This is a genomic window from Amycolatopsis thailandensis, from assembly GCF_002234405.1.
GTDB lineage: Bacteria > Actinomycetota > Actinomycetes > Mycobacteriales > Pseudonocardiaceae > Amycolatopsis > Amycolatopsis thailandensis.
This window is the reverse complement of the sequence record NZ_NMQT01000063.1, coordinates 24,748-35,185: the sequence shown is the minus strand read 5'-3', so window position 1 is coordinate 35,185 and position 10,438 is coordinate 24,748. Positions and strand designations below refer to the sequence as shown.

At 69.6% G+C, this 10,438-nt stretch carries 9 protein-coding genes; 6 read left to right on the top strand and 3 right to left on the bottom strand.

Annotated elements, in window-relative coordinates; all coding sequences use genetic code 11:
• The first annotated feature begins 214 nt into the window (after window positions 1–214).
• Genes CFP71_RS18465 through tsaE form a run of 6 tightly spaced genes read left to right on the top strand, consistent with a single transcriptional unit; the run spans window position 215 to window position 6,269 of the window.
• Window positions 215–1,030: a DeoR/GlpR family DNA-binding transcription regulator gene (locus CFP71_RS18465; protein WP_093935108.1), complete on the top strand. Its 816-nt coding sequence runs from the start codon at window positions 215–217 to the stop codon at window positions 1,028–1,030.
• Window positions 1,020–2,447 carry a xylulokinase gene (xylB, locus tag CFP71_RS18460; protein WP_093935107.1) on the top strand — a complete coding sequence of 476 codons (1,428 nt, stop codon included), beginning with the start codon at window positions 1,020–1,022 and terminating at the stop codon, window positions 2,445–2,447. Before CFP71_RS18465 ends, xylB begins: the two co-directional genes overlap by 11 nt.
• Window positions 2,448–2,451: 4 nt before the next feature.
• Complete coding sequence (locus CFP71_RS18455; protein WP_093935106.1) at window positions 2,452–3,543, top strand: ABC transporter ATP-binding protein; 1,092 nt, start codon at window positions 2,452–2,454, stop codon at window positions 3,541–3,543.
• Window positions 3,544–3,571: 28 nt separating this feature from the next.
• The gene (gene alr, locus CFP71_RS18450; protein ID WP_093935105.1) at window positions 3,572–4,711 is read left to right on the top strand and encodes an alanine racemase; all 1,140 of its coding nucleotides are present in this window, start codon (window positions 3,572–3,574) and stop codon (window positions 4,709–4,711) included.
• Entirely contained in the window at window positions 4,708–5,805 is a 1,098-nt protein-coding gene (locus CFP71_RS18445; protein WP_167406172.1) for an alpha/beta fold hydrolase, read from the top strand. The genes alr and CFP71_RS18445 overlap by 4 nt, the downstream gene beginning before the upstream one ends.
• Window positions 5,805–6,269 (top strand): tRNA (adenosine(37)-N6)-threonylcarbamoyltransferase complex ATPase subunit type 1 TsaE, encoded by a 465-nt coding sequence (gene tsaE / locus CFP71_RS18440; protein ID WP_167406171.1) that lies wholly within the window; start codon window positions 5,805–5,807, stop codon window positions 6,267–6,269. Before CFP71_RS18445 ends, tsaE begins: the two co-directional genes overlap by 1 nt.
• A 235-nt stretch (window positions 6,270–6,504) precedes the next feature.
• Here the strand turns inward: tsaE and CFP71_RS18435 are convergent, their stop codons facing one another.
• From CFP71_RS18435 to CFP71_RS18425, 3 genes are all read right to left on the bottom strand, one after another.
• Window positions 6,505–6,915: a hypothetical protein gene (locus CFP71_RS18435; protein WP_143267111.1), complete on the bottom strand. Its 411-nt coding sequence runs from the start codon at window positions 6,913–6,915 to the stop codon at window positions 6,505–6,507.
• A gap of 520 nt (window positions 6,916–7,435) precedes the next feature.
• On the bottom strand, window positions 7,436–8,767 hold the full coding sequence (locus tag CFP71_RS18430) for a carboxyl transferase domain-containing protein (RefSeq protein ID WP_093935103.1): 1,332 nt from the start codon (window positions 8,765–8,767) through the stop codon (window positions 7,436–7,438).
• The gene (locus tag CFP71_RS18425; protein ID WP_093935102.1) at window positions 8,764–10,185 is read right to left on the bottom strand and encodes an acyl-CoA synthetase; all 1,422 of its coding nucleotides are present in this window, start codon (window positions 10,183–10,185) and stop codon (window positions 8,764–8,766) included. Before CFP71_RS18425 ends, CFP71_RS18430 begins: the two co-directional genes overlap by 4 nt.
• Window positions 10,186–10,438 lie beyond the last annotated feature (253 nt).

The following is a 10,438-nucleotide window of genomic DNA, read 5'->3' as shown; positions in this document are numbered from 1 at the left end:
TAGCCCCCTAAACGCGCTCTGATGGCACCCGCCCGCAGAGCGCGTTTAGGGGGCTAAACGCAAGTCGGCGGGCCGCAGGGAGAAGCGAGGAGAAATGCGAGAGTTATCGAGTTACGTGTTAACTCCTGGCGAATAATCTGGTAAGAAGCAGGTGTGAGCGCCGACACCCGCCCCGCCGAGACCGCGATGGTCCGGGTCGTGAACGGTGTCGCCCATGTCTAAGACCAGGCCTTCGGACGCCGCCGTCGAGCACCGGCGCCAGGAGATCCTCGACCACGTCATCGCCACCGGCGAGGTCCGCATCGACGACCTCACCGCCCGGTTCGGCGTCAGCCTGATGACGATGCACCGCGACCTCGACGACCTCGCCGAGCGCCGCCTCCTCCGCAAACTCCGCGGCAAGGTCGAGGCCTACCCGGCGACGACCATGGAGTCGGCCGCCCGCTTCCGCGACACCTTCAACCAGGCCACGAAGGACACCCTCGGCGAGGCCGCCGCGGCGCACGTCCACTCCGGCCAGACGGTCTTCGTCGACGACTCGACGACGCTCTTCCCGCTCGTCCGCCGCCTGGGCCGGATCGAAGACCTCACCGTCATCACCAACTCGCTCGAAGCCGCCCGCATCCTCGGGCCGGTCAAGAGCGTCGAGGTCGTGCTCGCCGGCGGCCGCTACCACCACGAGTACGACTCCTGCGCCGGCCCGGACGTCCTCGCCTTCCTCGATCGCACGCACGCCGACATCGCGTTCGTCTCGGTCGCCGCGGTGGCGGTCGGTCGCCTGTTCCACCCGGTCCAGGACTACGCCGCGCTCAAGCAGGCCGCGCTGCGCACCGCGAGCCACAACGTGCTGGTCGTCGACAACTCCAAGTTCGGCCGCACAGCCACTTTCGCGCACGGCGACATCGGCGACTACGACCTCCTGATCACCGACGATCTGACGCCCACCGAGGAGATCGAGGCGGCGCTGAACGCGGGAACGGCCATCGAGCAGGTCGAATGCGATCCGGAGGGGCCGGAATATGAAATCTGACCTGGTCGCCGGAATCGACTCGTCGACCCAGTCGACGAAGGTCGTCGTCTGCGACGCGGAAACCGGCGAGATCGTCCGCACAGGCCGCGCTTCGCACCCCGAAGGCACCGAAGTCGCTCCCGCCGCGTGGTGGGACGCCTTCCACGAGGCCACCGACGGTCTGCTCGACGGTGTCGGCGCCATCGGCGTCGGCGGTCAGCAGCACGGCATGGTCACCCTCGACGAAGCGGGCGAGGTCGTCCGGCCCGCGTTGCTGTGGAACGACACCCGGTCCGCGAAAGCGGCCGAAGACCTCGGCGGCGAACTCGGCCCCGAGAACTGGGCGAAGTCCGTCGGGTCGCTGCCGGTCGCCAGCTTCACCGTCACAAAGCTGCGGTGGATGGCGGAAAACGAGCCCGAGCTGGCCGATCGCGTCGCCCGCGTGCTCCTGCCGCACGATTGGCTGACCTGGCGGCTCCTGGGTGAGGGCGCCGAACCGGTCACCGACCGCGGCGACGCCTCCGGCACCGGCTACTTCTCGCCGTCCACCGGCACCTACCGCCAGGACCTGCTCGCGCACGCCTTCGGCGGCCGGACCCCCGAACTGCCCAAGGTCATCGGCCCCGCCGAAGCCGCGGGCCACACCCCGGACGGGATCCTGGTCTCGGCCGGAACCGGCGACAACATGGCCGCCGCGCTCGGTCTCGAACTCGCTCCCGGCGACGTCGTGGTCTCGCTCGGCACCAGCGGCACCGTCTTCGGCGTCTCCGAGACCGCGAGCGCCGACCCCTCGGGCATCGTCGCGGGATTCGCCGACGCCACCGGCCGTTTCCTCCCGCTGGCCTGCACGCTCAACGCCGCCCGCGTCCTCACCGCCACGTCCGCGATGCTCGGTGTCGAGCTCGCGGAGTTCGACAAGCTGGCGCTCGCCGCCGAGCCCGGCGCCGGTGGCCTCACCTTCCTGCCGTACCTCGACGGTGAGCGGACGCCGAACCTCCCGGACGCCAAGGGCACGCTCTTCGGCCTGACCCGCGCGAACATGACGCCCGGGAACCTCGCCCGCGCCGCCGTCGAAGGCATGTTGTGCGGACTCGCCGCCGGTCTCGACGCCCTGCGTGACCAGGGGCTCGAAGTCCGCCGGGTCCTCCTGATCGGCGGTGGGGCGCAGTCGGCCGCCGTCCGCGCGGTCGCGCCGATCGTGTTCGGCGTGCCCGTCGTCGTCCCCGAGGTCGCCGAATACGTCGCGGTCGGTGCCGCGCGACAGGCGGCCTGGGCCCTCGCTTCCAGCACGGAACCTCCCCGCTGGCAGGAAAACCACGGCTACACCCCACTCGAGCCGACCGAGGCGGACCGCGCCGAGGGGCACCGGATCCAGCAACGGCATCTCGAAGCCCGCGAACTCGGGCACGGCATTTCCGCGAAACCGAAAGAGGACTGAACCGATGGCCACGATCACCTACGACAAGGCGACCCGGCGCTACGCGGGTTCCGAGCGGCCCGCTGTGGACGCACTCGACCTCGAGATCGCCGACGGCGAGTTCCTCGTGCTGGTCGGGCCTTCCGGCTGTGGCAAGTCCACCAGCCTGCGGATGCTCGCCGGCCTCGAGGACATCGACGAAGGCGCCGTCTGGATCGGCGACCGTGACGTCACGCAGCTGCCGCCGCGTGCCCGCGACATCGCGATGGTGTTCCAGAACTACGCGCTGTACCCGCACATGACCGTCGGCCAGAACATGGGCTTCGCGCTGAAGATCGCGGGCCGCCCGGCCTCGGAGATCAAGCAGAAGGTGCTCGACGCGGCCAAGCTGCTCGACATCGAGCAGTACCTCGACCGCAAGCCGAAGGCGCTCTCCGGCGGTCAGCGCCAGCGTGTCGCGATGGGCCGCGCCATCGTGCGTGAGCCGCAGGTCTTCCTGATGGACGAGCCGCTGTCGAACCTCGACGCGAAGCTGCGTGTCTCCACCCGTACGCAGATCGCCGCGCTCCAGCGCCGCCTCGGCGTCACCACCGTGTACGTCACGCACGACCAGGTCGAGGCCATGACGATGGGTGACCGGGTCGCCGTGCTCTCGGACGGTCTCCTGCAGCAGTGCGACACCCCGCGAGCCCTGTACGACAAGCCCGCAAACGCTTTCGTCGCCGGGTTCATCGGCTCGCCCGCGATGAACCTCGTCACCGCGAAGCTCACCGAAGACGGTGCCGAGCTGGGCGGCGCTCGCGTGCCGCTGACCCGCGAGATCCTTGCCAAGGCCGACGGCGACACGGTCACCCTCGGCTTCCGCCCGGAGTCGCTCGAGGTGACCACCAGCGAAGACGGCACGCTGCCGATCAAGGTCGACCTCGTCGAGGAGCTCGGCTCGGACGCGTACGTCTACGGCAAGCTCGCCGAGAGTGACGCCGAAGGCACGAAGTCGAACGTCGTGACCCGTGTGGACCCGCGCACGCCGCCGGCCATGGGCGACACCCTGCACCTGCGGATCCGTCCCGACGAGCTGCACGTGTTCTCCGCCACCGACGGGGCGCGCCTGTCCTGAGCCCGTTCGTGGGAAACTGGTGGTCGTTATGACCGCCAGTTTCCCGCGTGCCGAGGTCGTCATCGACCTGTCCGCCATCCGGCACAATGTCGCCCTGCTCGCCTCCCGCGCCCCCGGCGCCCAGACGATGGCCGTCGTCAAGGCCGACGGCTACGGCCATGGAGCGCTCGAAGTAGGCCGTGCCGCCATCGAGGGCGGGGCCACCTGGCTGGGCACCTGCTCCCTCGGCGAGGCGCTCGCGCTGCGCCGCGCGGGCATCGGGGTCCGGCTCTTCAGCTGGCTCGACACTCCCGAAGCCGACTTCGCGCCCGCGATCGCCGAAGACATCGACGTCGCCGTCAGCTCCCTCGAGGAGCTTGCCCGCGTGGCCGACGGCGTGCGCCGGGCGCGCGACTTTAGCGGGCTAAACGCGATCGGGCGGGTGCACCTCAAGATCGACACCGGACTGTCCCGAAACGGCTGCCCATCTGCGGAATGGCCCGCGCTGGTCGAGGCAGCCGCAGCCGCGCAGCCGTTCATCGAGGTCGTCGCGATCTGGTCGCACCTCGCCTGCGCCGACGACCTCGGCCACCCCTCCATCGACGCGCAGGCGAAGCGGTTCGACGAGGCCTACGACATCGCCCGCGCGGCTGGCCTGAACCCGATGCGGCACATCGCGAACTCCGCCGCCGTGCTGACCAGGTCCGACCTGCACTTCGACCTCGTGCGCCCTGGGATCGCGATCTACGGGCTGAACCCTGTGCCCACCGACGACGACCTGCGCCCGGCGATGACCTTCAAGTCGTCGGTCGTCCTCACCAAGCGGATCGCGTCCGGTGAATCGGTCTCGTACGGCCACACCTGGACGGCGGAGCGCGACACCACCCTCGCCCTCGTCCCGGTCGGATACGCCGACGGCGTGCCGAGGTCGCTTTCCGGACGAATGGACGTCCTGCTCGGCGGAAAACGCAGGCCGGTCGTCGGCCGCGTCTGCATGGATCAGCTGATCGTCGACTGCGGAGACGACGAACCGGCTGTCGGCAGCGAAGTGATCCTCTTCGGCCAGGGCGCTTTCGGTGAGCCCACGGCCCGGGAATGGGCCGACAAGCTGGGGACGATCGACTACGAGATCGTGACCTCGATGTACCGGCCGCGGATCCACCGGACGTATCTGGAGGTGGGCTCGTGACACCTTCACGACGACTGCTGGCCATCGTCGGCGGCGTCGGGGCGGTCGCCACCGGCACCGCCGCCGCGATCGCCGTCGCCGCACAGCAGCGGCGGCAGAGTGAGGATCCGTTCGTGGACGAGCCGTTGGGGGATCTTGAACCAGATCGGACGTCGACAGTGGCGGCGGAGGACGGCACGCCGCTCGCGGTCGAGGAGATCGATCCGGCCGATGGGGGAGAACCGGAGCTGACCGTCGTCGGCGTGCACGGTTTCGCGTTGTCGAAGCGCTGCTGGCATTTCCAGCGGCGAGACCTCGCGTCGCTGAAGCTGCCTCGGGTGCGTCAGGTCTACTACGACCATCGCGGGCACGGGCAATCCGGCGCCGCGACCGCCGAAACCAGCACCATCGAACAGCTGTCGCGCGACCTCGACATGGTCCTGCGCTCGGTGGTGCCGGACGGGCCCATCGTGCTCATGGGGCACTCGATGGGCGGCATGGTGATCATGGAGCTCGCCGCGGAGCATCCTGAGCTGTTCGACGACCGCGTCGGCGGCGTCGCGTTCATCGCGACCGCGGCGGGCGAGGTCGGCGCTCGCGGGCTGCCGAGATCACTGCTCTCGAAGTACAACCCGCTCACGCGAGGCGTCGGCGGACTGGCCGGCTGGCAGCCGGGACTCGTCGAATTCGTGCGCGCGGCCGGCGGTCAGCTGACTCGGCAGGCTGTGCGCAGGCTGGCTTTCGGCAGCCGTGACGTGTCTCCGCGACTGGTCGATTTCATGCTGGAAATGCTCGAAGTGACGCCGGTGCGCGGGCTCGTGAACTTCGTCGACACCCTCGGCAGCCACAACCGGTACGCCGCGCTCGCTGGGCTGAAGCACGCGCATGTGCTGGTCGTCGGCGGGGATTCCGACCGGTTCACGCCGATCGCGCACGCCGAGCGGATCGCCTCGGAGCTGCCGGACGCGGAGCTGGTGCGCGTGCGCGGCGCGGGACACATGGTGCAGCTGGAACAACCCGAACTGGTGAACAGCCACCTGATCGACTTGGTGCAACGGTGCACGGGCACCGATGGTGAGACTTCCGAACGGCGAACCTGGTGGTGGCAACGCTGATGAACTTCGCTTTCCCGACTCCCGAGTCGACCATGGATTTCGGGCGCGCGCTCGGGCGCTCGCTGCGCGCGGGTGACCTCGTGCTGCTCGCCGGGCCGCTCGGGGCGGGCAAGACGACGCTGACCCGCGGGATCGCGGATGGTCTCGGCGTCGGCGGACGCGTCAGCTCGCCGACGTTCGTGATCGCCCGTGTGCATCCGGCCGGCGAGGCAGGGGTCGCTCTGGTGCACGTCGACGCGTATCGGCTCGGCGGGGATCTCTCGCAGCTGGACGACCTGGACCTCGACACCGAACTGGAGCGATCCGCCCTGGTCGTCGAATGGGGCGAGGGCGCCGCGGAGCGCCTTTCGGACGACTACCTCGTCGTGCGCCTGGATCGCCGCGAGGACGACGTCCGCGAGGTCACCCTGGAGCCACACGGCACCTGGGCGTCCCGCACGCCTGACCTGCGTTTAGCGGGCTAATCGCGACGCGCTCGGCCGACTCGCGTTTAGCCCCCTAATCGCGATCTGTGCGACCGGATCGCGTTTAGCCCGCTAAACGCGACGGGTGCCGCCGGATCGCGATTAGCCCGCTAAACGCGATCTCACCCGGATGCCGCATCAGGGCCGCTCCGGCGAAGCGTCTCGTCCATGCCCCAAGCGGGCTTGGGGGTGCGCATGCCGCTGGTAGCCACAGCGGCATGCGCATCCTGCTTCTCTAGACGGCGGCCGGTTCGGCTCGCGGTCCGCGCCGGCGGTGGAGCCACCACAAGCCGCACAGGCCGATCACGCCGGTTTGAGCGGCGGGCGGCGCGACCACGGCCAGCGCGAGAAGCGCGGAGATCAAGGCGAACCAGTAGAGCAGGACACGCCTGCTGTTCTCCTTGCTGCCGAAGAACGTGCTTCGCCAGAAGTCGGGCCACTGGGCCGCGGGGCGCAGATGCACGCGACGGCACGCGGGGTCGGTGACCATGCCGACCGGTTCGCCTGCCAGGTCGAGCAATTCGTCGAGAGTGACTTCTGCCGGGTGACACCCGTCGCGGTGATCCTGGTTCGTATCCGGGGTCATCGCCTGCGGCTGGGGTGGCTCCTCTGGCATACCGCCGGAACACGGCGCTACGCTGGTCATGTTTGACGCCTCCATAAGACTTTTCGGGTTGGTGGAGCTGTTGAACTTCAAAGCGGCTCCCCGTGCCTGGGGAGCCGCTTCCTTTGTTTTGCGGCATTCGTTTGTTGCTCAGTCGCAACACAAGCCATTGTGGACGAACTTTCCGGACCTACGGGGCGGTAAGTGAAAGGTTGCTGGATCCTGCGCCGAGCGGTCGGCGCACTTCACCCCAGGTCGTCGGATCCCAACGTGGTAACTCGAAAGAGTAGTTGCCGACGCGACTCAAGGTCTCTTTAGGCAGTTGGCGGGAGCTGGCCATACTCAGAGTTGTCCGAGCTCACTCTATCAAGTGAATTAGCATTGTCGGCGCTGAGAGAACTGTTCAGTATCGGACGTTCGAAACCTGCATTCGCACATGCAGATGGTCATGCTCGGCATGGCGTGCCCGTTCAGCGCCGATCTTCGACCGTTTGTCGCTTACCTTCGAATCGAATGTATTCGGTGATTTTTCAATGAACCCGCCCGGATCGCGTTTAGCCCGCTAAACGCGATCCGCGGGCTCGACGACGGAGCGCGCGATTCCCAGGGCGACCAGGTCCTGGGGGCGCAACCGCAGCCGGTCCGCGAGAGCGGGGACCTCGTCGGCGGGCAGCTTGAGGATCGCCGCGGCCGCCTCGGGCGAGGTGACCGAGAAGTACGCGCCGGGCGCCACCCACGTCGACCCCGGCGCCGCGAACGCGAGCGCGCCGCCGGAACCGCCTTCCCCGATCACCAGCGTCGTGATCGGCACGGCCGCGCTCGCGACAGCCTCGAACAACTCCGCGATCGCCGCTCCGGCCCCGTCCCGTTCGGCCGCCGCGTCGTTCGCGGCGCCCGGGGTGTCGACGAGGGTGAGTACCGGGATCCCGAGCCTCGACGCGAGCCTCACCAGGCGCGCCGCCGTCCGGAACCCCGCCGGCAGCGTCGGCGTCCCGCACTGCGCCGCGTACGCGATCGCACGGCCGCCTCGCCAGCCGAAGCCGCACAAGACGCCGGAGTCGACTCCGCCGCACCTGTCGCCCGAGACATCCTCACGCCAGTCGAAGTACGCGTCGAGGTACTCGGCAGCCCTCGGCCGATCAGCGGCGCGCGCGGTCTGAACCGCTTCCCATCCGCTTTCAGGCAAGTTCGCCGACCCGAGAGCGGATGGCGGCTCAGCGGCCTCCGTCGTCGGAGAAGACAGCAACCGCAGCCACCGTTGCAGCGTCGCGGGAAGGTCGGCTGACGGCACGATGCCGTCGACCTGGCCCCAAGCGAGCTTCGCTTCAGCCGTGTACGCCTCCGGGGGCGCGTCGGCAGATCGTACCCGGGAGCCGGCGAAACCGACCTGCGCCTCGGGCAGCGCGAGAACGACGTCGGCGCTCGCTCCGAGCGTCGCCCAGCCGCCGCCCGTGGTCGGATCGCGCAGCACCGAGATCTGCGGCACCGCTCGGGCTCCGGCCGCCGCCCGAGCGATGCGCTGCAACTGCGAAAGCGCGAGCATCCCGTGCTGCATGCGGCTGCCGCCGGTCGCGATCAGCGACACCACCGGCAACCGGGACTCCACTGCCCGCGCGAACGCCGCCTCGACGCGATCACCGGTCCGCTGCCCGATCGACCCGCCCAGGAAGCCGAACTCGAAGGCGATCACCACCGCTTCGACGTCGCCGATTCGGGCGGTCCCGCAAAGCACGGACTCGTCCTCGCCAGTCCGTTTCTCAGCGGCTTCGCGCGCCGCGCGGTAGCCCGGCCACTCGATCGGCCCGTCGGCCGGTTCATCGGACCGCGAAACATCCAGGTCCTCGAAACCGGTCGCGATCTCCTCGATGACCGATCGCGCCGAGGGCCTGCTCATCCGAGCGCCCGCTTCATGACCTTGCCCATGTCGTTGCGCGGCAACGCTTCCAGGTAGCGGACCACCCGAGGCCGCTTGTGCGGCGACAGCAGCCGCGAAACGTGGTCGGCGAGTTCCGACTCGGCCGGGCGTTCCCCGTCGGGCACGACCCAGGCCACGATGCGCTCGCCGAGGTCGTCGTCGGGTTCGCCGGTCACCGCGACCTCCGCGACACCGGGGTGCTCCATCAGCGCGTTCTCGATCTCGCCCGCGCCGATCTTGTAGCCGCCGCTCTTGATCAGATCCGTGGCCTTCCGGCCGACGATCTTCACGTAGCCGGCCGCGTCGCGGGTCGCCATGTCGCCGGTCCGGAACCAGCCGTCGTCGAAGGCGGCTTCGGTGGCGTCGGGACGGTTGAGGTACTCGGTGAACAGGTTCGGACCGCGGACCTGGATCTCGCCGACGGTCTCCAGGTCCTCGATCGTTTTGCCCGCCTCGTCCACGAGCCGCAGATCGACGCCGCTCAGAGGGACTCCGACAGTGCCGGGGACACGCTCGCCGTCGGCGCGGACGCTGGTGTTCATGAGCGTCTCGGTCATCCCGTAGCGCTCGATCACGCGCTGGCCGGTCGCCGCGGTGATGCGCTGATGGTCGTGGACGGGCAGCGCGGCCGATCCGGAGACGAGCAGCCGGGCGCCGCGCAGGGCTTCGGCGAGTGCCGGGTCGTCGCCGACTTCGCCGGCGATGCGGTGATACATGGTCGGGACGCCGAACATCATCGTCGCCCCGCCGGCGAGTTCGCGTGCGACGCCTTCGGTGGAGAAGCGGCCGAGGTGCCGGACCGAGCCGCCGCGCCGGAGCGGCCCGAGGATGCCGAGGATCAGTCCGTGCACGTGGAAGAGCGGGAGACCGTGGACGAGGACGTCGTCGGAGGTCCACTCCCAGGCGTCCTCGAGCGCGTCGAGAGTGGTCGAGATCGCGCGGCGGGGGAGGACGACGCCCTTGGGCGGACCGGTCGTCCCGGACGTGTAGACGATCAGCGCCGGGGCCTCGGCGTCCGGTTCCGCGGGGAGATCGCCGGGCGTGCCTTCGAGCGCGATGTCGCGGCGGGGTAGATCGGTGAGGCCCGCGGGGAGGTCGGCACCCGGTTCGGCGAGTACGAGGACCGGCTCGCTGTCGGCGAGGATGTGGGCGAGTTCGCGCTCGCCGATCTTCGGGTTGAGCGGGATGGCGGGGACGCCGGCGAGCAGCGCGGCGATCACGGCGATGCTGGTGTGCACCGTCGGCGTGGCCCAGATGGCGACGCGGCCGCTCGGCAGGTCGCGGGCGAGCGTGCCGGCGACGGCCGCGACATCGGCGTGGGTCAGGGAGGTGTCGCCGAAGCGGAGGGCCTCCTTGTCGGAGTCGCTCGCCAGGGTGGGGAACAACCGATCGGGCACCTTGTGACCTCCTGCTCGACTCCGACGGCCGGGGCGCGTGGAACCTGAGGGCCCCTCTCCGGACCGTACCGCGCTGCCCTCCCTGACCCTGCGACCTGCTTCACACCCAGCGCCGAGATCGACTTTCGCGGGCTAATCGCGCTCCGGCGGCCCTCGTCTCTCCGGCCGCGCAGATCGCGTTTAGCCCGCTAAACGCGATCTGACAGGCGGGCGAGGGCGAGCGACTTTAGCCCCCTAATCGCGATCCGGTGCC

Excerpts from the sequence above, each read along its gene's own strand:
- CFP71_RS18430 (WP_093935103.1), bottom strand. The coding sequence starts at position 8,767 with ATGAGCAGGCCCTCGGCGCGATCGGTCATCGAGGAGATCGCGACCGGT.
- xylB (WP_093935107.1), top strand. The coding sequence starts at position 1,020 with ATGAAATCTGACCTGGTCGCCGGAATCGACTCGTCGACCCAGTCGACG.
- CFP71_RS18435 (WP_143267111.1), bottom strand. The coding sequence starts at position 6,915 with ATGACCAGCGTAGCGCCGTGTTCCGGCGGTATGCCAGAGGAGCCACCC.
- CFP71_RS18455 (WP_093935106.1), top strand. The coding sequence starts at position 2,452 with ATGGCCACGATCACCTACGACAAGGCGACCCGGCGCTACGCGGGTTCC.
- tsaE (WP_167406171.1), top strand. The coding sequence starts at position 5,805 with ATGAACTTCGCTTTCCCGACTCCCGAGTCGACCATGGATTTCGGGCGC.
- alr (WP_093935105.1), top strand. The coding sequence starts at position 3,572 with ATGACCGCCAGTTTCCCGCGTGCCGAGGTCGTCATCGACCTGTCCGCC.
- CFP71_RS18465 (WP_093935108.1), top strand. The coding sequence starts at position 215 with ATGTCTAAGACCAGGCCTTCGGACGCCGCCGTCGAGCACCGGCGCCAG.